Raw genomic sequence first — 26,481 nt, 5'->3', positions numbered from 1 at the left:
GGGAGCAATGCTTGGATTAAATAACCAACCGCTCCAGGCACGGAGAACACAGAGAGAAAGATTCTAAAACTTACGCATCAACTACGAAATGTAGGGGCAATTCATGAATTGCCCCTACGATAAATCAAGGCTTTCAGTGCTTTGAAAGCGTAAGTCCTAATAGCCTTGCTCATTAAGCAGTAATCAATGACGGAAAAATCTATCGAAACTCCCATACAGCTTATAGCCTGAATTAAATAGAACACTAAGTAAGTGGGCGCAAATAATCATCACTGGTTCGTAGTTGCGCTTTAGCGCTAAAGCGCAACTAAGAGCCAAATACAGAGATTTTACTTTTCGTTACATAGTTTGGTTTTATCTTGTCTACCTACTTAAGAGGAAACAAGGCTAACAAATCTAATTTCCTGAAAAAAAGAGGCTTTACAGTACCTGTAATATGGGAAACTTGGCAATATTCCCTATAAATCAGATTCAAAATGAGTAACACAATTTCGGACATTGCAGTTAAGACGATCAATGGTGAGGATAAACAATTAAACGAGTATACCGGCAAGCTACTGTTAATTGTAAATGTGGCATCCTACTGCGGTTATACTTCTCAATATGAGGGGTTAGAAAAGTTGAACCAAAAGTATGGAGAAACAGGGTTACGTATTTTGGGGTTTCCCTGTAACGATTTTGGAGCGCAGGAACCAGGAAGCAATGAAGAGATTGTGAAATTCTGCACGAGTAAATATAGCAAAATAGTCATTAGTCATTAAGTAAAAATTTCTGTCCTATTGACTATTAACTGTTAGCTATAGAGTGTTAAATTTATTTACGTCCAGTCCCTTAATTGAGAATATTGTCTCAATAAGTAGTTTAATTTATTTGTGTTTAATTTGTCATGAAAGTTGCAATCATTGGTTGTGGTTATGTGGGTTATAAGGTTGCTAAATATTGGCAGGAAAAAAAGGATTTTGTTGTCAGTGCAACCACAACTTCCTCTGAGCGTGTCCCTGCACTAAAATCAGTATCCGAAAGAGTTGTAGTTAGCCGTGGTAATGACTTAGATAGTCTAAAATCAGTTTTACACGATCAAGATGTTGTACTTTTGAGCGTTGGCGCAAAAGGTGCAGAAGTTTATGAAGAAACTTATCTACAAACTGCCCAAACTTTAGTTTCATCCTTACAGCAGGTTCCGAGTGTAAAACAATTAATATACACAGGTAGCTATGCAGTGTATGGTGATAGAAATGGTGTATGGGTAGATGAAGAAACACCGCTTGCACCCGCTAATTTAAATGCACAAATTCTCCGAAAAACAGAGGATGTGCTGCTATCAGCATCTAGCGAAAATCTCCGCGTTTGTATTTTTCGCTTAGGAGGAATTTATGGCCCTGATAGAGAACTGGTGAAAATATTTAGCAGATATTCTGGTACAACCCGTCCCGGCGGCGACGATATCACAAATTGGATTCACCTAGATGATATTGTTGGTGCGATAGAATTTGCCCGTCACCGTCGTTTGCAAGGGATTTATAATCTGGTAGATGATGCACATCTCACCAGTCGAGACTTGCTAGATAGTTTATTTGAAAAACATAATTTACCCAAAGTTATCTGGGATACTTCTATTAAAAGTACCCGTCCATATAATGCTTGGGTATCGAATGAAAAGCTGAAAGAGGCTGGATACCAGTTAATTCATCCACAGATGATTTTTTAGGAAGTATTAAATAATTCGTAATTCGTAATAGAGCCTCCGGCACGCTGCGCGGTTTTCATGGCCCTTTGGGCTGTACGTAATTCGTAATTACGTTTTGTGACGGGGATTTAGCTGAGGCGTTCAATTCGCGCTGCCTGTAGAGACTCTTGACTTAAACCCCCAAAGTTCGTTAAAAACTAGGAATTATGCAACCATCTGCTGTAAGTAACACAATCAATTTGACAGCATCTCCTAGCCAGTTTTACACTTGGCATAATTATCGTTGCGCCTACGAAGTTCATCAACCAACTAACACAACACCTGAAGGCATTCCCTTACTGTTAATTCATCCGATTGGCGTTGGATTGTCGCGGCAATTTTGGCAGCGATTTTGCGGCGAATGGTATAATGCAGGTCAGCGTAATTTAATTTACAACCCTGATTTACTAGGATGTGGCGAAAGTGATATGCCTTATATGGCTTATACTCCTAGTGTTTGGGCAGAACAGTTGCAGCACTTTTTACAAACAGTAGTGCAAAAACCTGTGATTGTAGTAGTACAAGGTGCTTTATTACCAGTTGCGATCGCATTAGTCCAAAAGCAATCAAACTTAATTGCCAAACTTGTCCTCTCTGGGCCTCCAACCTGGGCTTTGATGACAAATAAATCACCAGAATGGCGGCAAAAATTTACTTGGAATCTCTTAGACTCGCCTTTTGGAAGTGCTTTTTATCGCTATGCACGCACCCGAAAGTTTTTACATTCTTTCTCGACTCGTCAACTTTTTGCTTCTGAGAATGCTGTGGATGCAGAGTGGTTGAACACATTGCTTGCAGGTGCAAAAAATCCTGCTAGTCGTTATGCAGTGTTTTCTTTTCTAGCAGGGTTCTGGCGACAGGATTATACTAATTCTATCGCCTCTATTGAGCAACCAACATTAGCGGTTATGGGGGAGACTGCATCGAGTATTAGTCAAAAAGGTAAAAAAGAAACGCCAGACGAACGCTTGACTCACTACCTCACCGGTTTGCCTCAAAGTCAAGGTATAAAAATCGATGGGCGCAATGTTTTACCCTATGAATCAACTGCTGAATTTGTTGCAGCGATCGCGCCATTTATTAATGAAATTTTTTAGCTGATTAATAGTTAGATCATACCAGACTTGCCATGATAGGTTATGACTGGAATTGATTACTAAAGGCAAGCAACATTATGTTCCCCAATCGCCGAGGAGAAAGAGTTCCCAATGTCACTTTTCATACACGCTTGGGCGACAAGTGGGTGGATGTGACAACGGATCAATTATTTGCTAATAAGACAGTGGTTGTCTTCTCCTTACCAGGTGCTTATACACCGACTTGTTCATCAACTCATCTCCCTGGTTATAACGAATTGGCCGGGGTTTTTAAAGAAAATGGGGTTGATGACATTATCTGTATTTCTGTCAATGATACCTTTGTAATGAACGAATGGGCAAAGGATCAAGAAGCAGAAAATGTTACATTAATTCCCGATGGTAATGGTGAATTTACTGAAGGCATGGGGATGCTGGTAGATAAATCAGACTTGGGATTTGGGAAGCGATCGTGGCGCTACTCGATGCTGGTAAAAGATGGTGTAATTAACCAAATGTTTATTGAGCCAGACGAGCCAGGAGATCCCTTTAAGGTATCCGATGCTGAAACAATGCTCAGATATATCAATCCCCAAGCAGTGAAGCCTGAACTCGTTTCTCTCTTTGCCAAAGTAGGTTGTCCCTTCTGTGCGCGTGCTAAGGCGATGCTCAAGGAACATGATATCAACTTCGAGGAAATTACCTTGGGTAAGGATATCACCACACGTTCTTTACGAGCAGTTACAGGTGCGACAACAGTTCCCCAAGTGTTTATCGATGGTAAATTAATTGGTGGTTCTGAGGCATTAGAAGCCTACTTCGCCGCTAAATAGTTTTCACTAGGGGCGCACAGATGTCATTGGTGTCAACTTAACTTAAAAGTCATGTCCTGCAAGGAACTTCAGTTCCTTCTCTTATAGCGGAAGTCTTCTGTTGATGACTAAATATAGCCAAAAATTTTTAGTCTACTTCAGTAGACTTTAGCTAAAAGCGAAAGAACTTTAGTTCCAGGCGGGTGAGGGTGAAGAAGCCAACATTTAAAATATTTCTAGGCTTTTGTTGACACAAATACACAGATGTGCATCCCTACAACGTATTCAAATATCGCCCTTGGATAATTGAGCTTTAGCAACGGCGATCGCGTTCCAAATCATAAATCACTTTCTCCAAATACCATTCATCCGATTCACCCGGACGCCTCTGGCGCTGCTGTTTGAGTAATCGTTCGGCTGTTGTCGCATCACCGTTAAGTAAAATCAGTAAACGTTTTTGCAGTTTTCTGTTTTTCGGGTCACTGAAGTATGGCTTAGAACCCTTGCCCCGTGGTTGAGATGACCACAGTTTGATTAAAGCAAGTGATAAGCTGATGATCAGAACCACCACAATCAATCCCATACTTCTTGAAATTAAGTAGATATCAGCTTATATTTTGTAAAAATTTTAGCCTTCTAGCCTCAGTGATTTTTTGGATGTTTTCGTGGTTCAACTGAAAACATCTAAATTGCATAAGTAAGTAGGCAAGATAAAACCAAACTATGTAACGAAAAGTAAAATCTCTGTATTTGGCTCGTAGTTGAGCTTTAGCGCTAAAGCGCAACTACGAGCCAGTGATAATTATTTGCGCCCACTTACTTAGTCGAATTCAATCAAATTCTTGTGGTCTGCATAACATAAGCGCCCTGATTATGCAAGGTTATTTAAGGAACTGAAGTTCCTTGCGGAATATAGCTTTTACGTTAAGTTGACACGTATGGGCAATGCGCCTGTCCCCAAAAGAGCGTATTTATATCATTAGTGAAATAGTATTACACTATCTTTTAATTATTTGCATTTATTTACTTATATCAAGTTTCAAGTCAGCAATTAACAAATCTTCAGATGGGTAAATGTATTTTTGTCCAGCTATTGACTATTTATCATCTAAAATTAAATTTAAATTTATTCAAAATATAATATGTTTGCTAGAATTCGCCGAATTTTGAACCAATTTTTTAGGAACTCAAGGACAATCAATAACGAACCACTGAATAAAGTAAGCTTGATTGTCATTATTTTAATTGATATTTTTATCTTGATTAATGTTTTTAGCGGACTCGATGATATTAGCAGATGGCATATCAGCGCGACCCAAGCTTATCCATGTTATTCAGAGTGGCAAAATTACCGGACAAAAACCACTCAAGATAAAGACTATGAAATTGTTAAACTTTCATTGCGAGATAAGCCGAATAATCAACTCAGTTTTCAGCGAAACTATCAACAAGCCGAAGCAGGACATCTGGGTAATGTTTCTAAAACGTGTTTGCAATATGCCGACTACAAGGATAAAATTAACAACCCTGACAAGCAGCAAATCATCAAAACTATTGATCAAAAACAAGCGAAAATCAGTACGCTTGAACAAGCCAATCGTAGTATTAAAGCCCAATATGACTCAACGCTATTAGAAAAAATTGCCGGCCAGGGTCGTGAACAATCAATTAATCAAGTCAGTGCTGAAAAAGCTAAACAGACATTAGAACAAAATAATCGCCAAATTTCTACCCTTAAACAAGAAAATTCTACTCTTACAAATGAACTGCTTACCAAACCGGAAAGCATTAATTTTATAGCCTTTCTTAAAGATAATAATCAATTCCAAGAAGTTGACAAAGGCTATCAGCAGGCATCATTTTGGTATCCAAGTATCCAGCTTGCTTTTGAGTTTTTCTTTCTTCTACCGTTGATTTTCATTGCTTTATTAGTTCACAAATTTGCTCAAAGAAGAGGATTTGGACTAATCTCGCTAATTAGCTGGCATTTGCTAGTCATCTTTTTTATTCCACTAATCGTTAAAATATTTGAATTTCTTCAAGTCGGGGCAATATTTAAATTTTTGTTTGATATTATTAGCGTCCTTTTTGGTGGTTTAGTTTTCCTAATAAATTATGTTTATATCTTGTTGATTCCAATTATCGGTTTTGGAATTATTCAGTTCTTTCAAAAAGTTGTCTTTAATGTGAAAGTCCAGACAGCTAGCCGAGTCCAAAAATCACAATGTGTAAATTGCTCCAAGAAAATTCGACAACTTGATACTTACTGTCCACACTGTGGTTATTCTCAAGACATTGAATGTCAAAACTGTCATAATTTTACATATAAATATTTGCCATATTGTAAACATTGTGGAGCTTCTCAAAATACTAGTGTTTTGTAATCATGTTTGGCTCCAAATAACATTATTAAATTTATTTTTTGTTCCTGATTAAAAATAACTAAAACTGTCTACTGATAGATGAAATTAATAAACAACTTCTAGTTAATTTATTACAAGAACTTAATATGGACAAAGTGGAAAACGCCAATAAAGAGATTCAGTCGCCTCTTTCTTTTCTGAAAAACCTGTTGATTGCCCGTTGGCGATCGCTCTTACTCTTGTTGATAGGAGTATACTTACCTTTGCAGGTTTTTGAAATTCTGACAGTGAAGATATGGGAAAATCAAGCTGGCTTTCCGTGGGATGTGCCTATTCTGTTAGCAGTTCATTCTACAGCAAACCCAGAGCTTGATGTTTTAGCAGTGACGCTAGCTATAATTGGGTTGCCTTGGACGGCGATACCGATTTTAGGCGCGATCGCACTAATATTATTACTTCAAAAACGCTGGCGATCGCTAGCTTATTTACTCACCACCTCAGTGGGAAGTGTGATCATCAACCGCACAGCAAAGCAATTAATGCATCGAGTGCGTCCACAATTGTGGCAGTCTATTGCGCCTGAGTCTAGTTTTGCATTTCCCAGTGGTCATGCTATGACAAGTATAACTGTAGTAGCAGTTTTGCTATTCTTAACTTGGGATAGCTCCCGGCGCTGGTTGCTTCTCATCTTCGGCAGTTTATACATAATAGCTATTGCGTGGTGTCGTCTCTATCTGGGGGTACATTTTCCCAGTGACATTCTCGCGGGTTGGATGGTTGCATTAGGTTGGACAATTGGCGTTAGTCTAATTATCAAACCCGCGAGAACTATAGCCACCGTAGATGGCGAACGCCCTGAGGATGAAACTACTTTACTCCCTGAAGAAAGATTGATAACTAAGGAGTAATATTATGTCTGCTTAAAAGATTATTTTTTGGACACAAAGAAAGAAAGAAAGACGTTAAAAGGGTTTGGCGCAGCGTCACAAAAAAATGGTATCAGTCGTCTTTAGACTATCGCTATTAGACTATTAAGTTTTGAATAATACAAAAAATATTCTGTCATTTTGATATACATGTAAAAAAAAGAGGTATTAAATTTGACTATTTTAGAATTTTCATTACTAATTTGGATTGGTTCATTCTTGTAAGAGCGGATTATTAGGAATATAAAAAAAGGCTAAAATCAACCTTTTACCCTTACCAAAAATTCATTTTTTAGACCTCTTACGAGCCTTGCAAAAGGTCATTTATTGAACTTATACTCTGTTTAATTTGTTCTAGAAGAGAAGTTTTTAAGAAGTCAAAGTTGACCGTTGAAATATTGAATAATCCCAAAGCATATAATAGACTCGAAATTCCAATAAATAGAGCCAAAAATCTGCCAAAACAGCCGGGATTAATTTCAATAAAACCTAATTTAGATTGCCCGATGATAGCAATCGTTATAAAAACAATTCCTGCTATTAAAAATGTGCTATTTGGAGTTAAATCTGTCATTTTCCTATTAAGATGCCTCAGTAATTTTATTCTAGCTATTATTAATTCAAATTTCTGCCCCGGCTATATATATGCAAAATAAAAATTTTGCTACTCAACATCGACTTACCCCAGCCTAAAAAGGCTTTGGCTATTGCAGTATCGGTGTTGGCTCTCATCGTATGCTATGATTTAGAAAGGTATATTTTGATTTTGAAAGCTATTGAGCGACAACTAGCAGTAATTGTCTCAATTGGGTTTAAGTCGTTCTATTTAGCTTAGATCACCTGTTTTGTATTTAATTTGTATAATTAGGGCGGGCAAATCGCCCCACCCCACAAGAGTTTTATTTAATTTGATTATTCAATTTAGATGTTTTCCAGCTTATCAAAGAACAAAGTCAGATTTTGCAAGGTGCGATGTCTACGATGCTCACTAAGCTTGTCGTTGGCGCAGCGTCTCCAAAAGTTGTGCGGGCTATTCGGCTTCGCACTCACGCATCTCTGATATAAATCAAAACCTCTATTTTGCTGAAACTATGCAGTGGTAAAATTTTCAGCATCAAAAAGCCAAAATATAATCCCTCCTGTACTAGACGTTGGTTTAGTTTATATATTAAAGTACACTAAGTCGATAGAAATAATGGGTTTTTATGGAAAGCGTCCAAAACGCCAGTAAAGAGTTGAATGTAGCAGGAGACACAACTCTCGAGGACTTACAACAATTCACTCCAAAAGAGTTCAAAAAAGACATTTTCAAAAAACTCAGATGTGGATTTTTTTTAGTACTAGGATATTTATTGTCACCACTATGTTGGTGGAATGACCTACTATTTAATTTGCCAATAGCTTATGGTTTTGGGTATGCATGTAGTTTACTTTCCCCAAAATTACTTCTACCTTGTTCAATTATCGGATATTGGCTCTCTAATATTGTGGGAATTCTCTTGATGCAATTCGGTTCTAAAGACATTTTTCAAAAAGAACCTCAAGAACATAACCTCAAAAAAGAATTAATCAGTGGTCTAATTTCTTCAACAGCTTATACCCTCTTGATTATACTATTGATCCAGTTGAAGATTCTCGATTCTCCTATTTTATTTGCCAACGGTTAATTTAGTTGATTACGTTTCTACAGAACAAAAAGATCCCCGGCTTCTTCAAGAAATCGGGGATCTGAATTCTCTCAGTATAAAGCAAATCATTTAAAAATAATCTCAATTTTCATCAAATTTTAAAAACTCACTTAAATTCAACAATTTTGGAGCCTCCTTACTAACAATTAATGGTAACTTACCATTCCATTTTTCTATTGCTTGCCTTTGCAGAATTTCGGGAGTTAAACCATCACGTAATAATCTGTGCGCTTCAGCCTCTCCTTTGGCTAAATTAACTTTTGCTTCAGCCTCCTTTGTTGCTTTCAAGGCGATAAACTCTGCTTGTTTTGCTTCCTGTTCAGCAATCTGCTTCGCCTCCACCGCTTCACCAAATCTTTCTGAAAAATGGACATGAACTAAAGAAATATCATCAACTGCAACGTGATAGCTACCCAATCGTGTGGATAATGCATCATCTACTCCACCTTTGACTTCTCCTCGTTTAGTAATAATTTCTTCAGCAGTATACTTTGCCATTACTGCTTTTAGCACTTCTTCAACTGCTGGGTTAATAATCCGAATAACTACATTTTGTTCATCTCCAATTTCTTGAAAAATAGCATTTGCTTGCTGGGGAATAATATGCCAATTGAGAGCAACATAAGTGAAAACATTTTGTAAATCTTTAGAAGAAGCCTCAGCCGAAATTTCCTGCTTTTGGACTCGAATACTCAACTTTTTTACAGTATTAACTACAGGAATAATTAAGTGAAGCCCTTCTCCTAATATCTGGTTTTGTACTTCGCCAAATTTCATCAATACACCACGTTCCCCTGCATTTACAATCACACAAGGCGTGAGAAGCAGAGTTATTAGGAACAAAAGAGCAGTTAGTTTACCAGCACTGTTAAAAGTTGTATTTTTTTTCATCTGTGTGATATGTGTCTTGCATAATGTAAGTAGTCAAATTAAATGATAAAACCTCACCCTACCTCCGGCTTCCCTCTCCGATACTTTGGAGAGGGATTGAGGGTGAGGTTTTATCTTATGTTTAATTACGCCTACCTACTTAGAGACACATATTTAGGAGTTCTATCAGGGTTAATTTTCGTTAAAAACTCTTCCCCATTTTGAATTTCTCTGAGAAAAAATGGTAAAATATTCGCGCATAGCCTTCTCTCTCATCGCGTTTGAAAGCTGTAACAAAAACAATTACTTCAGTAATGGCAATGCTCATCTGGGTATCGTCGGTGTAGCTGCCAGGATTGAGTCGAAAACGTGGATGTTCGACGGATCGACTCAAATCATTGTTAACGATTATCTCGTCAGCATATTCGGATTAAACTAAAAACGGACGCGCCAGAAAAAAGCTAGAAACTGATTTAGCATCTACCGGCTCTCCCTCCAGAATCGCTTTCTCTAATTCTTCGGGAGTCAAAAACACAGTTTCGATATCCTCGTCTCCATCTTGTGGTGGTGGTGTTTCCAGCTTTTCTAAATCTCGCGCCAGAAAAGCATAGATAATTTCATCAGAATAGCCGGGAGCTAAGAAAAACTCGCCTAGTTTATCCCATTTTTTGGCACTATAGCCAGTTTCTTCTTGAATCTCACGCTGTATCGTCTCTAAAGGTTCTTCAGTTGGTTCTACAGTTCCCGCCGGAAATTCTAATATCCGTCCCTGAATTGCAAAACGATACTGGCGCACGAGAACAAGTTTACCCTCTGGCGTTATCGGCACAGCTAGAGCGCCACCAGGGTGACGAATACATTCCCATTCTCCTTCTGATTTATTAGGCAAACGCAAGCGATTAACTTCAAAATCAAATTTGCGTCCTTTATAAAACAGGCGTTGTCTTAGTAGTTGTGGTAATTCTCTACCTAATGGCATAATAAAATCTGATTATCTGTGAATACAGAGGTGAAATCAGCCTTCTTCTGCGTTTAATGATGGTATTTTTAATTTCTCATCAATAAATGTACATCAGAACAGTCTACATCTTTCAGCAGTTCTTTAATAACATACCCGGATACTGGTTCTATCCAATCTGGGGCAATTTCTGCCAGTGGAACTAACACAAAAGCCCGATCCCGCATTCGGGGATGCGGAATTTGGAGATTTGGTGTATCAAGAATAATGTCATCAAATAATAACAAATCTAAATCCAGGATTCGTGGACCCCAGCGTTCCTGACGCACCCGCCCAAATTGTTGTTCAATTCCTAACAAAGTTTCTAATAACTGCTGGGCTGTGATTTCTACCTGCAATGTGACGCAGCCATTTAGGTAATCGGGCTGTGGGGGACCAACAGCTTTGGTTTGATACCAATTCGATCTAGCTTCTAAGACAATACCTGGGGTTTGGGCTAAAGTTTCTATAGCTGTTTCTAAAATTGTCTGTGAATCGCCAAGATTACTACCAAGGGCAACGGCGCTTCTTCTTAGCTCTGCTTCGGCGTAGCTCGCCTTAAGTAAGCTAGACTTAGACTGTACGTGCGGATACTTCGGTATACCAGTTCCAGAAAATGCCAATAAGTTTTATATTCCGAATAGTTATTAAAGTTGCAATTTATTTTACAAAACTCAATTAATCAAATCTAAAAGACATTATTTTTTTTATAGTGAATTTAGTTAATTATTTATAGGATATTATACTAACACAGAGGTAGTGCTATAACCCCAAAGCTGATTAATGGTGGTTATACATTTGCTACTTTGAGCGAGGAACTGACGTGGGGAAGCTTACCTCCTGGTTCAAGCGAAGACCAACTAATTTGAGTGACTCTGGACAAGGAGGAACAAATGAGAAGCTTACCACTAGCACATCTGGCGCAGGCGAGGCAGTTACTGAGCAAATGAAAATTTTCCCATCTAGGATGAAGGCTAATCAGGCAACTCGCGGTAAACCACTCTATCGTCGCATCTGGTTTTGGGCAGGTTTGGGTGTAGGTGGTGGGATAGCTGCCTTCATCTACGGCATCAATTTAATAGATCGGACTTTGCCAGATCAGGCACAGTTGAATGCCGTGGTTAGAGAGCAAACACTGACGATCAAAGCTGCTGATGGAAGCATATTACAACAACAAGGTGAAACGGCCAGAGAACAGCTAAAGCTGGAACAAATACCAGATAATTTAAAAAAAGCTTTCATCGCCTCAGAAGATAGAAGATTTAAGCAACACAACGGATTCGATCCACAAGGGATTGCTAGAGCCGGTTTGAATAATTTGCGATCGCAAGGTGTGGTAGAAGGTGCTAGCACCATCACCCAACAGCTAGCACGGATTCTGTTTTTGAAACAAGAACAGACAATCTGGCGCAAACTCAAAGAAATCCGTTTAGCACAAAAAATGGAGAATGAATTAACCAAAGATCAGATTTTAGAGCGTTACCTAAATCTGGTTTATTTGGGAGGTGGAGCTTATGGTGTGGCAGATGCATCCTGGGTATACTTTAGTAAAACGCCAGACCAGCTTTCTTTAGCCGAAATGGCAACGATCGCTGGATTAGCCCCCGCTCCTAGCTTATACGCTCCCGACAAGAATCCAGAAGCGGCAAAACGGCGGCGGGACTTGGTATTGCAACGGATGCAAGAAGATAAAATAATTACACCAGAACAAAGGCAGGCAGCAGTCCAAGAACCACTCACTCTCAAAACGAGTTTACCCAAGCGAGTGCAAGTAGAATCACCCTACTTTACCAGCTACATCCAAAAAGAATTGCCGAAGTATGTTTCTGCTAACGTGCTAAAAAGTGAGGGATTAGTAGTAGAAACTACGCTGAACCCGACTTGGCAGAAAGTCGCAGAAGAGGCAGTTGCAAAAACCCTGCGAAATCAAGGACGGTGGGAGAGCTTTAAGCAAGGAGCAATGGTAGCCATTGACCCCCGCAACGGTGAAATTAAGGCAATGGTTGGCGGAAAAGACTTTGGTAAAAACCAGTTTAATCGGGTTACTCAGGCACAACGGCAGCCAGGATCGACATTTAAAGGGTTTGTATATGCGACTGCGATCGCTAGCGGTAAAAGCCCTTACGATAGCTATGAAGATGCGCCCTTTGTCGTAGATGGTTATGAACCGAAAAACTATAGTGAAAAGTTCCACGGTTCCATGAACATGCGAGATGCCCTCACCCGCTCTGTTAATATTATTGCGGTCAAGGTGTTGATTGATGTAGGGTTTACCCCAACAATTAAACTTGCCCATGATATGGGGATAAAATCTGAGCTAAAGCCCACCTATTCCTTAGCTCTCGGCTCAAATGAAGTGAATTTGCTAGAGTTGACCAGCGCTTATGGCAGTTTTGCTACTCAGGGATTGCACACAGAGCCTCATGGTATTACTCGCATCCTCAACCGCCAAGGCAAGGTGATCTGGTCAGCTAATTTCAAGCCACAACGGGCCCTTGACCCTGACAGTGCCGCCATCATGACTTGGATGTTACGCAACGTCGTAGAAGAGGGAACTGGTGCTGCTGCTCAATTAGGTAATAGACAAGTTGCAGGCAAAACCGGCACCTCCGATGAAGCCCGGGATTTATGGTTTATTGGTTACATTCCCCAAATGGTGACAGGCGTTTGGCTCGGTAACGATGATAACCACCCCACAGACGGCAGTAGTGGTAGTGCGGCTTACACCTGGCACGAATTTATGGAAAAAGCCGCAGAAGGGATGCCGGTAGAAAAGTTTCCCAAACGTCCCAATTTAGAAGGTCGTAAAGGCACCATCAAAGCCCAGACCATCAAGCCCAAACAAGTGCTGAATCGTTCTATCTCTTCTGATGATAATGACTCAGAAGGGGAAAAAGAAACTGCTAGAAATTCTAATTCTGAAGATAGTGGTTCATCTAGGAGACGTAAGAGGAGGAGCTATTCTCAAGAAGAACAGCAATCCAGCGATTATACCCCAAGACGCAGAAGGCGCGATCGCACCGAAGAATCAAGTTCCAATAACTCTTCCTCAGAATCATCAAGTCCACAGAGGCGATCTAGAAGAGTAGAATCTGATTCTTCTCCCACGCCTCAAAGAAGTCGGCGCTCGTCTTCTCCGGCAAATAGTTCCGGTTCTTCAGATTCTTCATCATCACAGCCATCCTGGCGGGATAAACTTAGACCTTCTAACTAATTAGGGGTAGGCATAGGGCATTGGGCATCCCTTCGGCTTACCCCGGCTCCGGTTCCATGTCCGCTTTTTCGAGATGCTCGGCACGACTCGCTCAGGGCAAGCGGGCATTGGTTATTCTCCTCATCCCCCCCTGCCCCCTGCCTTCATCCTCTTTTCTATGCAATATGAAGTTACTCAAACTAAACTCCAGAGGGATGTTAAATGATAGGCTCATTCTATAGTGTGTCAAGTAGTGTTACTTAACATTGGAGAATATACTCATGCATATATTGATGCAGGCAGCAGATTCAGTTGCAACAGGTGGTGGTCAGTTTCCTTTTGCTTTCACCTTGGTGTATGTTGTTGGTTTTATTGCTGCTGTAACCATTGGTTCAATAGCTTGGTACAACTCGAAACGCCCCGCAGGTTGGGAAAGCAAAGAACGTCCTGATTTTGTGCCTAAGGTTGAAAAAGAAGAAACTCCGGGTCTGGGCGATCCGAAGCCATAATTTAGTCATTAGTCATTAGTTATTAGTTATTAGACTATGGGCTTTTGACTATGATTAGTTTTGCACTTCAACCCAACGACGGTAAAGCTTTTGAATTTGTTTAAGAAGTGCAGTGTGAGCCGGTTGAGTTGAATCATTCGGCTTCGCTATATCTTGTAATTGGGTCAAGAGTCTGGCTTCTTCGACGGCAACTTCGCCATCGCTATAAATTAAGCCACTGATTGCTTCAATTAGATTTTCACAATCTTCAAGACTGGGGCGATCGCCTAAATACTCCCGCACCCATTCATAGCATTCTTTTGGCTGTACAGGAACGAATTCATACAGCCAAGGCTTAATTTCTGGATCGTTAGCCAAACCTTTTGCTTGAGCTATTTCGCGGAGATATTGCCGTTCTTCTGGTTGGATTCTGCCATCAATCCAGGCGGCTCCAATCAGGATTTTAACTAAGTTTTTGACATTGTAAGGGGTAACCATTGCTGCCTCCTCTGGTAGATTCAAGCCTCCACCAAATAGTACAATCCCAAACAGTATTCATTCGTAATTATTGGTTTTTCTTAAGCGCACCATAAAAAAGCCATCCATGTCCTGTCTATGAGGCCAGACTTTAAACCAACCTTGAGGCGTGCTATATGCAGAAACAGGCAACTCAACGCCGCTTGGAGACTCAATTTGCCAATCAGGAAACTCAGCTAAAAATGCCGAAATTACTTCTTCGTTTTCTGCGGGATGCAATGTACAGGTGGCATAAACTAGTACACCACCAGGTTTGACAAAAGTTGATGTATGTGTTAATAATTCTTTTTGCAGCACCGAAAGTTCCCGGACAGATTCTGGTGTCTGTCGCCAACGAGCATCAGCATGACGGTGCATAGTTCCTAGTCCAGAACATGGAGCATCAAGCAATAGGCGGTCTGCGGTGTTTTTAAATTGGTTGAAGTGGCGACTGTCACCAGTGTAAATTTGAATAGATTGTAAATTTAGCCGTTGAGAATTTTCTTGGAGTTTGCGAAGACGAGAGGGAGTGCGATCGCAAGCCCAAATTTTACCCTTATCTGCCATTAACTCAGCAATGTGGGTTGTTTTACCCCCTGGTGCAGCACAGACATCAATTACCACCTCACCGGGTTGGGGGTCGAGCAAATGACTTACCAATTGGGCGCTACTATCTTGGACAGTCCACCAACCTTCTTTGAAACCAGGTAGTTTTTGAATTGACCCACTATTACCAAGCAATCGTAAAGCTTGGGGTAAATGAGGAATCCGTCTTACCAAAATACCAACAGATTGCAAAGCCGCCTCAACTTCTTCGATGGAAGTCCGAAGTGGGTTGATACGCAAGTCAATTGTTGGTGATTGGTTCATCCATTTACACAGTTGTTCTGTCTCAGCCAAACCCAGTTGTTCTAACCAGACTTGAATAATCCAGTCAGGAAAGCTGTGTAAAAGGCCCAAGCGTTCCACTGGGTTTTCTGGAAGTTGTAGCGGATCGATGTGGGGGGATGAGGGAGTATTTTCTTCCCTGGCTCCCCCTGCTCCCCCTGCTCCCCCTGCTCCCTCATCTCTCACTGCTTTTCTAAGATACTGGCGTAATAGACCGTTAACAAAACCTGTGAGTCCAGAAAAACCGTTTTCTTTAGCGAGTTGGACAGTGGTATTAACAGCAGCTGAGGCGGGAATACGCTGTTGATAACGCAGTTGATAGAAGCCTAGATGTAAGATGGTACGGAGGTCTTGTGGCTGTTGATGAGATTTCTTTTTAGCGAGTTGATCGATGAGACTATCAAGAGTGCGCTGCCTTCTGACACTCCCATAAACCAATTCTGTCAGGAAGCGGCGATCGCTATCAAGCAAACTAACTTTTTGCAGCACTCTATCAAGGGCAACATCAGCATAAGCCCCCTTATGAACATCTCGCAGGGCGATAAAAGCTAGTTGACGGGGGTTTGTCATGGAAACTTAAATTCAGGAGTCAGGAGGCTTCTGTATTTTAACTCCCAACTCCCAACTCCTAACTCCTAACTCCTAACTCCCAACTCCCAACTCCCAACTCCTAACTCCTAACTCCTAACTCCTAACTTCCCTATCAAGTCATATACGGGTCTACACTGGCGATTTCAAACTCACATGCTCTAGAAACCTGTTCTGCTGGTAATTTCTCAAAGCTGATTAATGGTAAATAACTGGGGTTTGCCATCAATTCTTTTGCTAATAAGAACCCAGTAATTGTCCAAGTTTGATATTTCCGAGCTTGTTTGCCAATCAGTCGCCCTTTCTTACCGTCGTAATATTCTGGCCATTCATCTGTACTGAGGCGTCCTTGGGCAGTTTCAATAGCCTTTTGTGCAAGACTTGTTTTATTAGTTTTCACCGCCGCCGCCGCTAACATCCACATTAAAACTGGCCAACTACCAGCATTATGATACGACCAGGGGATATTTTTGGGGTCACATCCGGTTACAATTCTATATTCTTCATGTTCCAAAGCTGGGAAACAAATTTTCATTGGCATATCTCCCACCAAATCATCCCATCGTTCCTCAATGAGAGTCATAATCGCTTGTGACTGTTCTTCGGTGGCTAAGTCTGAAATGATTGCCATTAAGTTTCCGAGTGAAAAGAAGCGAGTATCTAGCTGCGACGGACCGACATTACCCGCTAGATAACCACCTTTTCTTGGCAGCCACTTATCTAATTCATAATAAGGAACAGAATCTACATATATGTTGAACAGATTAATAGCACCCTTGCCATATTCTTCACTTTTGAAACGATAAATTGCATTCAGGCGATTAATATCTATCCAATAATGCTGGCGAATATGAGCGCATAAAAGAGGCAATCGGTTATCAATGGCTGCAACAATATCGGAATTTCCTTGACAAATTAGCAGTTCACGAGATGCACGCAATGCCGTGTAAAAGAGGACTTGTAGTTCTATAGGATGTCCATAAATGCCCATACGACGGTCAATCATACAAGCACCATCTGGAACCAACAGCGTTGGGTACATATCAAAACGATTCGCCAAGCAGATTTCCATGATTAACCTGATACCATTTTGGAATTCAGGTTGATAGGCTAGAGAAAAATCTTCTGTGGCGACTACATAAGCCCGCAATAAAATAATCCACCATAAGCAAGAATCTACAGGTGTAACTCTAGCGATCGCATGTTCACCAAAATCAGCTTCTAAATATTCTTGCCCATTTTCTGATACAACTTTAAAGCTAGCTGGAATTAATCCTCGTCCAGGTTTATAGGCATCTAATGCCCTTTCTTTAGGTTGCAACTTTAAGGTTTCTTCTAAGAAATTGCGAACAATATCTGTTCTACCTTTGATCAGAAAAATTAGACCTGAAGAGACAAAATCCCGAACAAAGCACTGGTCATAATTGAGCGCTTCTACAGATGCATCATAAGCGGCTACCGTCCCAACAGGCCGTCCCTGATAATAGAGAATTGATTTTTCTAGTGTTCGCCAAGCTTCTTCGACTTCTTTTAAATTTTCAGTAGTTTCCAATTCGTTTACGTGCATCGCCAGAATAGCTCCATTTGGATTGTGAATTTGTGGTAGATGCGTCTTCATTTATTATTTTTGCCATTCTCAGCATAACAAAAACGATTCTTTGAATAGCAAATATAATTTGGAGAAAAATTAATCAACTAAAAATGAATAAATCGGCTGACAGATGCAGCTTTATTATTAGTTAATTTGCTTATAATGGATTACTCTTTTGGTGAATTTTAGTTATTGTTCCTCACCGCAAGTAGTAACATGATTTTAAAACAGTCACACAAGATATATTTTTAGATTATTTATTCTTCCGTTTCATGTACAGAATCTTTGCTTTACCAAATAAAAACATATCTTCAGTGCTGTTTAGGATTTGCATCAAGTTAAAATTAGTTACAGTATATTTACTTGAGCCGGATTACTTTTTGACACTAATAAGTCAGATTATTCCCCTATGATCTAATAATTTATAACGTTTTTTCAAAATATGCAAGATGAATTATTGAAAAAGTCAAGATGTCAATACTTCTGAAGAGTTATATATTTTATTCTAGTGCCATTTGTAAGCGTTTAACTGCTCCTGGAATTCTTTATAAGCTTGATTAATTGCTTGTATTGAGGCTTTTGCGATGTCTACGACAAGCTATTCGGCGTCGCATAACTGTAGTACCATCAGGAGTGATAGCGATCGCATTAATTGCACCATAAGCAGCTGCACCAGCTACAGCGCCAGCAGCCACTACAGGAGTTGCACCAATGCCAACAGCGCCAAATCCGCCTGCTAGTCCCATCCCGCCTACTGTTGCGGAAACACCAGCACCTGCTATGGTTCCGCCTACAATAAATGCTGCACCTGTTTTAGAGTTTTGTGTCACTGGTTTTTGTTTTTGAAGAGGAACCAACAACGAAAAACACGAAGGAAAAAGCCAAAGAGACCAGCGATTGTGCTTTAGCTAAAACTAGACATACAGATACAGAGGCTTGGAAAAGCAACTTTTTAAGTAATTTTATTGAATAAGGCTAAATATTTACGTATACTAATTTACAACTAATAACTAAACATTAATAATTTTTCATATAACAAAACCCCCTAGACATATAAAGTTTAGGGGGTTTCTTTAAAAAACGCAATTAAGATTAGATTTCTTTACGCCAGGGTCATAACTCGGTTTTACGAGACATAGGACGTTCTGGTGTCTACAGAATATAATATAGCGAATATTATAAGAGTTGTCAATGCCTCAGCCTAAACTAACAGATGATGAGCTAATAAATATTGTGATGAATTTTTCAGTTGCACGTATGAAACCATATCTTAGCGCTGCGAATAGTAATCACGGCAACGCCATCAGAATATGTCAGATCAATACTCAACTTTGCGAGGCACTCTATCCAAGTCTACATACTTTAGAGATTGTCCTACGTAATACAATCAACAATGTATTATTAGTTGAGCATGGTAATGATTGGTTATGTAACGAAAAAATTAAATTAGACAGTTACGAACATGAGAATGTTAACGCTGCTCTTAAAAAATGCAAGCATAACTTAAATAGCTTAATTCCAGAACTGAGTTTTGGATTTTGGAAAAGCTTAATAGAGAAAAAACATTATGAAATTACGATATGGCGTCCTTTTTGTAAACAAATATTCAAATATGCTAAACCTTCTGAGCTAAATATTAAACAAATACGACTAAAAATAAGAAGTATACATTGGTTACGTAACCGCAATTTTCACCATGAACCAATTTGGAATTACCTGCAACTTGACAACATACATAGTGATATTTATTGTTTTCTCAATTGGATTAATCCAAAAGTTAGTGCTTGGCTCAGAGAATATGATCGATTTCCACAAGTATATCTAAGTACATCAACGCTACTTCAACAAATGAAGATTGCTCGAAATAAAAGATGCCCATTCGCTTAAAAACATCAAATTTTTGGATTGCACTGGCGCTAGCTTCTGTGCTTTGCTTCCCCATGTTCCAGCTTATCTGCCAAAACACGCAGTGCTAATGCTTGAACTCTAGCAACTGCTTCTTCTCGTGTCTGCCCATAAGCCAGTACACCAGGAAAACCAATCACCTCAGCCAAAAAGCGTCCATCGTTTTCTTGTTCAATCTCTATCGTCAAGTTCATAGCCAGTGAAGGTATTGTAATAAAAGCGATTCCTTGATATAACAAAAAGTTTATATGACCTCAGTTTCTCCTCACAAAAAAGCCAGAGCCTTAAAACCTACCACCCGCCGCCCTGCGAAAGAACTCTGTAGCGAGTGCGGACTATGCGATACATACTATATTCACTATGTCAAGGAAGCTTGTGCTTTTATTAATCAGCAAATAGGCGAACTTGAAGAAGAAACACACACGCGATCGCATTGCCAACTTTCATTGTGAGGGGATTTGCCCTAAAAGGTACTCACTCCAAACTTAAATGTAGTTTGAGAGCAGCATCTACTAATTGCATCAACTCTTCAGTTAAACTATTTACCACCTCTGACACAATTCTTTGCTTAGAAATTGTTCGCACCTGCTGCGCCTGTACTTTGGAAGCTTTAGGTAAACCACTATCCTCTAGATTAAGTAAAACCTCGAACGGATAAACACGGCTGACATTGGATGTGAGTGGTAATATTGTTACCGTGCTAGCAGCACGATTATTTGCATCATTGCTGACTATCAGCACTGGCCGGCGTTTATCCATTTCTGAACCTACAGTCGGACTGAGATTGGCGTAATAAATATCACCACGTTTCATCTGTTAATCCATCTGTAATCGTTACATCCCAATCATTGTCAACTTCGGCAGATGCTTCTCTGTAAGCTGATTCTAATTCCTGTTTTCGCAACAATTGCAATGCCATTTCAATGACTTGGGAGCGAGATTTACAGTCATGGGCTACTTTGTAACCTTCAACAAATTGCACCAGGGACGCTGGTAAAGAAATTGATAGTTTTTCAACTTGCATAGTCTTACCAAGTAGTAGCAAGAATCTTCTTACTTAATGGTAGTCCTTCTTGTGTCTGCCTGTAAGCCAGTACACCAGGAAAAGCAATCACTTCTGGTTATTGCGTCTATCCTCTTGTTGTTCAATCTCTATCGTCAAGTTCATAGCGAGTGAAGGTATTGTAATAAAAGCGATTCCTGGATAAAACAAAAAATTTATATGACCTCAGTTTCTCCTCACAAAAAAGCCAGAGCCTTAAAACCTACCAGCCGCCGCCCTGCAAAAGAACTCTGTAGCGAGTGCGGACTATGCGATACATACTATATTCACTATGTCAAGGAAGCCTGCGCTTTTATTAATCAGCAAATAGGCGAACTTGAAGAAGAAACCCACACGCGATCGCGCCATCTCGATAACCCTGATGAACTCTACTTTGGTGTTCATCAAGACATGATAGCGGCACGGAAACAACAGCCCATCGAAGGCGCACAATGGACAGGTATTGTTAGCAGTATCGCTATTGAAATGCTCAATCGCGGCATAGTTGAAGGTGTCGTCTGTGTGCAAAATACCAAAGAAGACCGTTTTCAACCCATGCCCGTCATTGCCCGTACCCCAGAAGAAATACTAGCAGCGCGGGTAAATAAACCAACACTTTCTCCCAACCTTTCGGTGTTGGAACAGATAGAAAAATCGGGGATGAAGCGGCTGTTGGTAATTGGTGTTGGTTGTCAAATCCAGGCATTACGAGCCGTAGAAAAACAACTGGGTTTAGAAAAGCTGTATGTTTTGGGTACGCCCTGCGTAGATAATGTGAACCGCGCCGGACTGCAAAAATTCTTAGAAACCACCAGCCGATCGCCTGATACAGTTGTGCATTACGAATTCATGCAAGACTTCCGGGTTCACTTCAAACATGAGGATGGCTCATCTGAAACAGTACCTTTCTTTGGCTTGAAGACTAACCAACTTAAAGATGTCTTTGCCCCATCTTGTATGAGTTGCTTTGATTACGTCAACTCCCTAGCCGATTTAGTTGTTGGCTACATGGGCGCACCCTTCGGCTGGCAATGGATTGTAGTCAGAAATGACACAGGTAAGGAAATGCTGGATTTGGTGAAAGACCAGTTAGATACTCAACCAGTAACGTCTAAAGGCAACCGGAAGGAAGCTGTACAGCAAAGTATTCCCGCTTACGATAAAGGCGTTACCCTGCCGATGTGGGCGGCAAAACTGATGGGTGTGGTGATCGAAAAAATCGGCCCAAAGGGTTTAGAATATGCGCGGTTTTCCATTGATTCTCACTTTACTCGGAATTATTTGTATGTGAAGCGGAATCATCCAGAGAAATTAGAAGCGCATGTTCCAGAGTTTGCCAAGCGTATTGTTGGGCAATATAAATTACCGGAGTAGTGTTTCGGGTTTTTGTGAAATATATCTGAGCCTGCAAAAGCAGGCTTTTTTGTCTAGTGGCAAACTTATATACTCAATAGTAAAAGCTTGTTTATAATTCAATACGGTTCACTTAAGGCTGAAACTCTTTTTTTACGAACCACAGAGGCGCAGAGAACACAGAGAGAAGGCAGAAAGAGAAGGAGGAAATGCTTAAATGAACTGTATTTGTTTATAATTTTTTACTCAGGGATAGTACTTTAGGCGATCGCTGAGTACAAAGGTTAAACTAGATAAATTAGCCCGTGTACGCACTATAATTTAACTGCAAGGCAGCTGCACGCAGAGAAACATGGAAAAACTTGATCGCATCACCCTTAATCCTAATATTTGCTTGGGGCAACCGACTATAATAAGCACGAGCCAATCACAGATGAGTTTGAGATTGGTATAGATTATAGTTCTCCAGCAAGCAGTAAAGCATTTTGAACTAGAGACTCTGAGATGCGAAAATCCGCTTGTTCTAATGCAGTCAGTAACGGCTTAATCTCAACAATCACACCTTTTTGTTTGGCCCGTAGCAGCATTCCTACTGTACCAATTACTTTTCAATTAAGTTGTTGAGCAATCCGCCGAGCATTTCTATCATCAAGGATGATGAATACATCTCCTAATTCCATTGCTAGTGCTATTGCCTCAGCTTCTCCATCATCTACTTGAGTTTTTAATGTAGCTAACAACTGCTATATTTTGAACTGCTGTTACTGTCAGCCAATCTAAGGATAAGCCGACTTCCGCCTTTACACCTAACGGTATAGTTATAGAGGAGAATACTTGAGGTAGTATATCTAATCGTCCTATACGCTCTAACCCAATCAGGCAGGTACTGTTAGTAACTGTCTGTTCACTCAAAGGCTGATCTCCAATTCTAATTCCTCAGCCGGATAGTCTACTACTGGAATCCCCATTTTACCAAGTAACTCTATAAATGTTCGTTTAGAATAACCTGCTAATTTCGCAGCTTGTCCTAGTGATAGCTTTCCAGTTTCAAATAGCTTGATAGTCAGCAGCAATCGAGCTTCTTCTATCGAAATATTTGGGGGTAATTCTACCGTTAGTTGATTCATATTTGGTTTAACCAATAACAAAATGCATACTTAGCATAAGTAACTTTTTTTACTATCCCTTACCCCCCCGTGAGAAACGGGGGGAATATTAGGAAACGTTTTTTCCTAAAAAGAGTAAGGGGTAAGTTAAGCGGGATAAATCCGTAAGCGGCGATTTGGTTCTTCCCCAAAACTATGCGACTTGAGGCGATAATGTTCTACCAACTCATGTTGCATTTTGCGGACTTGGGGAGAACGCGGCAATAACTCCACTGGCTGTCCTTTCGGAATCACAATTTGCTCAACAGCAAGTCTAGCTTCTTCTAAGGCATCCATCTCATCATCGCTACCATTGTGCAAAAACAGTTGCAATTCTAAGTCATCGGCCATGTCTGGGTCGTCCATGTTCAGCAACCGCCGCAAACCACGGGTAATTTGAGGAATGGTGCTGGACTTAATCATGTGGATGGGTACATGACGGGCTTTGGCCATTTGGCGTAATTTGGCGTGGTTTTTGACGTGCGATCGCAGTGCTAAAATTGCATCAGCACTATCTATGTCTTTTGTCAAGACCACGGGCAAAGTTAACACGCTAATTACTTGTTCGAGTTGATGGCGGCTAACCCCATAAGGGTAAACGTGCAATGGCAAATCTTCACCATTTGGCCCAGGCTGTCTGGTAGCAGCATCAAAATCAATACTTTCAGAATAGTTGAAGGATTCATCCAGCAAACGGTCAAACTCACTCCGCCCAGTTACCCGCTCTACAGGCAATTGCGGCAGTGCTACCATTTGTCCAGATGAACGCCAGCCATTAGACGGCCGCGCCGGTGGGAAAGATTCTTCCACTGTCGCTAGCTGTCCACCGCGACCGTTGACAACAGCTAACTGCCTTGAAACAGCAATTTTACCTTGGTCATCAACAGTTCTCGTTTGTGGGGTAGCCTGACGCCCCCGCAGCAGATTATCTACTGTGTCAGCAACGCTTTCGTGTACTGTCCAGCGTTGGCGCTCCAACATTTCCACAGCAATCTCGAAGGTAGGAGGGGCTTTCCGCTCCAAAACAGTCTTTTGAGAACCTCGCCGTCTAGCTTCATCGTCTCCCAGCGTCACAGCTTGGATACCCCCAACTAAATCAGCCAAGGTGGGGTTTTTAATCAGATTTTCGATCTGATTTCCGTGGGCAGTACCTACCAACTGTACACCCCGTTCGGCAATAGTACGAGCCGCTAAAGCTTCCAGTTCTGTGCCAATTTCATCAATGACAATGACTTCTGGCATGTGGTTTTCCACTGCCTCAATCATCACCTGATGCTGTTGATCTGGATGAGCCACTTGCATCCGCCGAGCGCGACCAATGGCGGGGTGAGCAATATCACCATCCCCAGCTATTTCGTTGGAGGTGTCAATAATCACTACCCGTTTATGCAGATCGTCCGCCAAAACACGGGCAATTTCCCGTAAGGCAGTAGTTTTGCCCACGCCTGGACGCCCCAGCATGAGAATCGATTTACCAGTTTCTACCAAATCGCGGATCATGCCAATGGTTCCGAATACCGCTCGACCAACACGACAGGTCAAGCCAATAATCTTACCCGTGCGGTTGCGGATGGCGCTGATCCGATGCAAAGTTTGCTCAATTCCTGCTCGATTATCTCCGCCAAAAATTCCAACTCGTTGAATACAATCATCTATCTGTTCTTGAGTAACAGGTACTTCGCTCAGATACTCAGCTTGATTAGGAAACCGAGCCTCTGGGCGACGACCCAAATCCAAGACCACTTCTACTAAACTATCTCGTTTGGGATGACTCTCTAGTACTTGTTGCAGGTCTTGGGGCAAAATGTCTAATAACTTTTGGAGATCGTCTGTAATCGTCATGCTTTCTATTGGTGACGGAAACAACGTAAATCAATACTTTCGGTCTTCGCTCTTTCTTAGATGCTCATCCTAATGCTCAAAACATATAGCGATTAGCGCTCTTACTGTGACTTTATCTGGGAAACGAGAGAATGGGCAAGTTTTACAGCTTGCCAAAGTAATACATCATTTTCTTCGAGGCGAAGATTCGTTTGCACATTGGTGTTATTTACCTCCTTATTCTCTAACTGTTCAAGAATTGGTGACAGCAATACACGGGCGTAGCTACCGTAGGCCACCCCAGAAATTTTGGATTTTGGATTTTGGATTTTAGATTGTGGATTGGCATCTTCTAATCCAAAATCTAAAATCGGCAATCTAAAATCGGTGAGTAGTCCCATTGCCTTTAACTTAGCAACGGTATAGCTATTTGTGCCGCCTGCTAACTGCACATATCCCGGTAACTCAGCTGCCAAAACTTTTTGCCCTAATTTCACCGCGGCTATTGTGGTGCCATCGCCAATATCACCACTCATGGGACGACCGTCGGTTTGCCAAATTAAGGCACTCTTGAGTGGGGCAATCAGGTCATATACTGCTCTTAGGTAGTCAATCATCCCCTCGCCATCAGGACAACTGATAGCTAATAGCTTTAATTGATCAGCCCACGGTGAAATTGCCTGCCATAATTGCTTAAATTCTGTCAACCGCCCGACTTTTGTATGGATTTCTACGGCATCTACTCCCGTTGAGATTACCAATGGCGCGATCGCTCCCGGCGTTGACATATATGAATTTGTATCAATTATACCATAAGGGCAAACTGGTATACAACGACCGCAGCCATAGCACTTTTGTGATATTACTCCCGAAAAGTTTTCTTTATTATTAAACACGATCGCTTGTGCCGGACAAATCCGTTCACAGGGTCTAGGGCAGTCTCTAGGACACTCAGTAGGATTAAATTCTGCTTTCCGAAAATGGGGGTCTTCTCCATCGTTCAGGCTAACCATCAAAAAGGGTAAGTTGCCTTTGTAGCCAAAGCCTCGCTTTTGAGCATCCGTAGCCAGAGATTTGGCTACAAGTAGCCCTGCTTGCGCTGCTGCAATTACTGCTGGATCAGCTGCAACATCTATGCAGTCAGCGCCCGCCAAAGTATAGGCTAACGTTAAACTTCTGACTGCCGGTAAATGCTGGAAGCTGGCTCCGCAGATCAGCTTGAACCAGTCACCTTGTTTGAGAGATTGTAAAGGGGCGAACAGATCAGTCACTATTCTATTATGCGTTTATGCGACTAAAAATAGTAGCCTGTGATCAAGAAAAAGTCTCGATTTCTTGATTCAGGGGTTGGGGCAAAATAGTTAGGAGTTAGGAGTTAGGAGTTAGGAGTTAGGAGTTTGGAGTTTGGAGTTTGGAGTTTGGAGTTTGGAGTTAGGAGTTTGGAGTTTGGAGTTATTCCAATATTGTGTAGGTTTTGCCTAAAAAATAATTCC

The 26,481-nt window shown here is 40.9% G+C and carries 30 protein-coding genes and 1 pseudogene; 13 read left to right on the top strand and 18 right to left on the bottom strand.

Features of this window, described 5'->3' with window-relative positions:
• Positions 1–476 precede the first annotated feature (476 nt).
• The 4 genes from V7K73_RS09655 (at position 477) to V7K73_RS09640 (ending at position 3,635) form a co-directional block, all read left to right on the top strand.
• Positions 477–761 (top strand): glutathione peroxidase, encoded by a 285-nt coding sequence (locus V7K73_RS09655; protein ID WP_334879341.1) that lies wholly within the window; start codon positions 477–479, stop codon positions 759–761.
• 125 nt (positions 762–886) lie between these two features.
• Complete coding sequence (locus tag V7K73_RS09650; RefSeq protein WP_334879339.1) at positions 887–1,708, top strand: SDR family oxidoreductase; 822 nt, start codon at positions 887–889, stop codon at positions 1,706–1,708.
• Between the two features lie 185 nt (positions 1,709–1,893).
• Positions 1,894–2,823, top strand: coding sequence for an alpha/beta fold hydrolase (locus tag V7K73_RS09645; RefSeq protein ID WP_334879337.1), 930 nt, complete (start codon positions 1,894–1,896; stop codon positions 2,821–2,823).
• Positions 2,824–2,900: 77 nt separating this feature from the next.
• Complete coding sequence (locus V7K73_RS09640; protein WP_334879335.1) at positions 2,901–3,635, top strand: glutathione peroxidase; 735 nt, start codon at positions 2,901–2,903, stop codon at positions 3,633–3,635.
• Between the two features lie 292 nt (positions 3,636–3,927).
• On the opposite strand, the gene V7K73_RS09635 is transcribed toward V7K73_RS09640, so the two are convergent.
• Entirely contained in the window at positions 3,928–4,197 is a 270-nt protein-coding gene (locus tag V7K73_RS09635; protein ID WP_334879333.1) for a hypothetical protein, read from the bottom strand.
• Between the two features lie 559 nt (positions 4,198–4,756).
• Here V7K73_RS09635 and V7K73_RS09630 point away from each other — a divergent pair.
• A complete protein-coding gene (locus tag V7K73_RS09630; RefSeq protein ID WP_334879331.1) occupies positions 4,757–5,998 on the top strand; it encodes a hypothetical protein in 1,242 nt (413 codons plus the stop codon).
• Positions 5,999–6,123: 125 nt separating this feature from the next.
• Positions 6,124–6,885: a phosphatase PAP2 family protein gene (locus tag V7K73_RS09625; RefSeq protein ID WP_334879329.1), complete on the top strand. Its 762-nt coding sequence runs from the start codon at positions 6,124–6,126 to the stop codon at positions 6,883–6,885.
• 319 nt (positions 6,886–7,204) lie between these two features.
• On the opposite strand, the gene V7K73_RS09620 is transcribed toward V7K73_RS09625, so the two are convergent.
• Positions 7,205–7,477 carry a hypothetical protein gene (locus V7K73_RS09620; RefSeq protein WP_334879326.1) on the bottom strand — a complete coding sequence of 91 codons (273 nt, stop codon included), beginning with the start codon at positions 7,475–7,477 and terminating at the stop codon, positions 7,205–7,207.
• An 87-nt stretch (positions 7,478–7,564) separates the two neighbouring features.
• Here V7K73_RS09620 and V7K73_RS09615 point away from each other — a divergent pair, with 87 nt between their 5' ends.
• Together V7K73_RS09615 and V7K73_RS09610 are read left to right on the top strand one after the other, a co-directional pair.
• Entirely contained in the window at positions 7,565–7,738 is a 174-nt protein-coding gene (locus tag V7K73_RS09615; protein ID WP_334879324.1) for a hypothetical protein, read from the top strand.
• A 370-nt stretch (positions 7,739–8,108) separates the two neighbouring features.
• On the top strand, positions 8,109–8,570 hold the full coding sequence (locus V7K73_RS09610; protein ID WP_334879322.1) for a hypothetical protein: 462 nt from the start codon (positions 8,109–8,111) through the stop codon (positions 8,568–8,570).
• A 102-nt stretch (positions 8,571–8,672) separates the two neighbouring features.
• Here V7K73_RS09610 and V7K73_RS09605 read toward each other — a convergent pair whose 3' ends face one another.
• The 4 genes from V7K73_RS09605 to folK form a co-directional block, all read right to left on the bottom strand.
• Complete coding sequence (locus V7K73_RS09605; RefSeq protein ID WP_334879320.1) at positions 8,673–9,482, bottom strand: prohibitin family protein; 810 nt, start codon at positions 9,480–9,482, stop codon at positions 8,673–8,675.
• A 181-nt stretch (positions 9,483–9,663) separates the two neighbouring features.
• Positions 9,664–9,855 carry an ADP-ribosylglycohydrolase family protein gene (locus tag V7K73_RS09600; RefSeq protein WP_334879318.1) on the bottom strand — a complete coding sequence of 64 codons (192 nt, stop codon included), beginning with the start codon at positions 9,853–9,855 and terminating at the stop codon, positions 9,664–9,666.
• 36 nt (positions 9,856–9,891) lie between these two features.
• Positions 9,892–10,440, bottom strand: a complete 549-nt coding sequence (locus V7K73_RS09595) for an NUDIX hydrolase (RefSeq protein WP_334879316.1) — start codon at positions 10,438–10,440, stop codon at positions 9,892–9,894.
• A 68-nt stretch (positions 10,441–10,508) separates the two neighbouring features.
• Positions 10,509–11,081, bottom strand: a complete 573-nt coding sequence (gene folK, locus V7K73_RS09590; RefSeq protein WP_442936747.1) for a 2-amino-4-hydroxy-6-hydroxymethyldihydropteridine diphosphokinase — start codon at positions 11,079–11,081, stop codon at positions 10,509–10,511.
• A 323-nt stretch (positions 11,082–11,404) separates the two neighbouring features.
• Here folK and V7K73_RS09585 point away from each other — a divergent pair, with 323 nt between their 5' ends.
• Positions 11,405–13,672, top strand: a complete 2,268-nt coding sequence (locus V7K73_RS09585) for a transglycosylase domain-containing protein (RefSeq protein WP_442936749.1) — start codon at positions 11,405–11,407, stop codon at positions 13,670–13,672.
• A gap of 260 nt (positions 13,673–13,932) precedes the next feature.
• Positions 13,933–14,160, top strand: coding sequence for a photosystem II assembly protein Psb35 (gene psb35 / locus V7K73_RS09580; RefSeq protein ID WP_334879312.1), 228 nt, complete (start codon positions 13,933–13,935; stop codon positions 14,158–14,160).
• 54 nt (positions 14,161–14,214) lie between these two features.
• On the opposite strand, the gene V7K73_RS09575 is transcribed toward psb35, so the two are convergent.
• From V7K73_RS09575 to V7K73_RS09560, 4 genes are all read right to left on the bottom strand, one after another.
• Positions 14,215–14,637 (bottom strand): tellurite resistance TerB family protein, encoded by a 423-nt coding sequence (locus tag V7K73_RS09575; RefSeq protein ID WP_334879310.1) that lies wholly within the window; start codon positions 14,635–14,637, stop codon positions 14,215–14,217.
• A gap of 57 nt (positions 14,638–14,694) precedes the next feature.
• Positions 14,695–16,113, bottom strand: a complete 1,419-nt coding sequence (locus V7K73_RS09570) for a 16S rRNA (cytosine(967)-C(5))-methyltransferase (protein WP_334879308.1) — start codon at positions 16,111–16,113, stop codon at positions 14,695–14,697.
• Between the two features lie 133 nt (positions 16,114–16,246).
• Positions 16,247–17,698 (bottom strand): glycoside hydrolase 100 family protein, encoded by a 1,452-nt coding sequence (locus tag V7K73_RS09565; protein WP_334879425.1) that lies wholly within the window; start codon positions 17,696–17,698, stop codon positions 16,247–16,249.
• 581 nt (positions 17,699–18,279) lie between these two features.
• The gene (locus V7K73_RS09560) at positions 18,280–18,552 is read right to left on the bottom strand and encodes a hypothetical protein (RefSeq protein WP_334879306.1); all 273 of its coding nucleotides are present in this window, start codon (positions 18,550–18,552) and stop codon (positions 18,280–18,282) included.
• 361 nt (positions 18,553–18,913) lie between these two features.
• On the opposite strand from V7K73_RS09560, the gene V7K73_RS09555 reads away from it, so the two are divergent.
• Positions 18,914–19,609 carry a hypothetical protein gene (locus tag V7K73_RS09555; RefSeq protein ID WP_334879304.1) on the top strand — a complete coding sequence of 232 codons (696 nt, stop codon included), beginning with the start codon at positions 18,914–18,916 and terminating at the stop codon, positions 19,607–19,609.
• 29 nt (positions 19,610–19,638) lie between these two features.
• Here the strand turns inward: V7K73_RS09555 and V7K73_RS09550 are convergent, their stop codons facing one another.
• Positions 19,639–19,821: a type II toxin-antitoxin system HicB family antitoxin gene (locus tag V7K73_RS09550; RefSeq protein WP_334879302.1), complete on the bottom strand. Its 183-nt coding sequence runs from the start codon at positions 19,819–19,821 to the stop codon at positions 19,639–19,641.
• A gap of 54 nt (positions 19,822–19,875) precedes the next feature.
• On the opposite strand from V7K73_RS09550, the pseudogene V7K73_RS09545 reads away from it, so the two are divergent.
• Positions 19,876–20,058, top strand: a pseudogene (locus V7K73_RS09545) (Coenzyme F420 hydrogenase/dehydrogenase, beta subunit C-terminal domain); the annotation flags it as partial.
• Positions 20,059–20,101: 43 nt separating this feature from the next.
• On the opposite strand, the gene V7K73_RS09540 reads toward V7K73_RS09545, so the two are convergent.
• On the bottom strand, positions 20,102–20,440 hold the full coding sequence (locus V7K73_RS09540; protein WP_334879300.1) for a type II toxin-antitoxin system PemK/MazF family toxin: 339 nt from the start codon (positions 20,438–20,440) through the stop codon (positions 20,102–20,104).
• Positions 20,427–20,651, bottom strand: a complete 225-nt coding sequence (locus V7K73_RS09535; RefSeq protein WP_229461681.1) for a ribbon-helix-helix domain-containing protein — start codon at positions 20,649–20,651, stop codon at positions 20,427–20,429. The genes V7K73_RS09540 and V7K73_RS09535 overlap by 14 nt, the downstream gene beginning before the upstream one ends.
• A 198-nt stretch (positions 20,652–20,849) precedes the next feature.
• On the opposite strand from V7K73_RS09535, the gene V7K73_RS09530 reads away from it, so the two are divergent.
• A complete protein-coding gene (locus V7K73_RS09530; protein WP_334879296.1) occupies positions 20,850–22,043 on the top strand; it encodes a Coenzyme F420 hydrogenase/dehydrogenase, beta subunit C-terminal domain in 1,194 nt (397 codons plus the stop codon).
• 434 nt (positions 22,044–22,477) lie between these two features.
• On the opposite strand, the gene V7K73_RS09525 is transcribed toward V7K73_RS09530, so the two are convergent.
• From V7K73_RS09525 to ldpA, 5 genes are all read right to left on the bottom strand, one after another.
• On the bottom strand, positions 22,478–22,624 hold the full coding sequence (locus tag V7K73_RS09525; protein WP_334879423.1) for a DUF3368 domain-containing protein: 147 nt from the start codon (positions 22,622–22,624) through the stop codon (positions 22,478–22,480).
• A gap of 6 nt (positions 22,625–22,630) precedes the next feature.
• Positions 22,631–22,762 carry a hypothetical protein gene (locus V7K73_RS09520; protein WP_334879294.1) on the bottom strand — a complete coding sequence of 44 codons (132 nt, stop codon included), beginning with the start codon at positions 22,760–22,762 and terminating at the stop codon, positions 22,631–22,633.
• Positions 22,763–22,930: 168 nt separating this feature from the next.
• Positions 22,931–23,149, bottom strand: coding sequence for a UPF0175 family protein (locus V7K73_RS09515; protein ID WP_334879292.1), 219 nt, complete (start codon positions 23,147–23,149; stop codon positions 22,931–22,933).
• Between the two features lie 126 nt (positions 23,150–23,275).
• Positions 23,276–25,009: a R3H domain-containing nucleic acid-binding protein gene (locus V7K73_RS09510; RefSeq protein ID WP_334879290.1), complete on the bottom strand. Its 1,734-nt coding sequence runs from the start codon at positions 25,007–25,009 to the stop codon at positions 23,276–23,278.
• Between the two features lie 101 nt (positions 25,010–25,110).
• Positions 25,111–26,259: a circadian clock protein LdpA gene (gene ldpA, locus V7K73_RS09505; protein ID WP_334879288.1), complete on the bottom strand. Its 1,149-nt coding sequence runs from the start codon at positions 26,257–26,259 to the stop codon at positions 25,111–25,113.
• Positions 26,260–26,481 lie beyond the last annotated feature (222 nt).

This window comes from Nostoc sp., from assembly GCF_036916975.1.
In the GTDB taxonomy this organism is placed as follows: Bacteria; Cyanobacteriota; Cyanobacteriia; order Cyanobacteriales; family Nostocaceae; genus Nostoc.
This window is presented reverse-complemented; position numbering and strand designations above follow the sequence as displayed.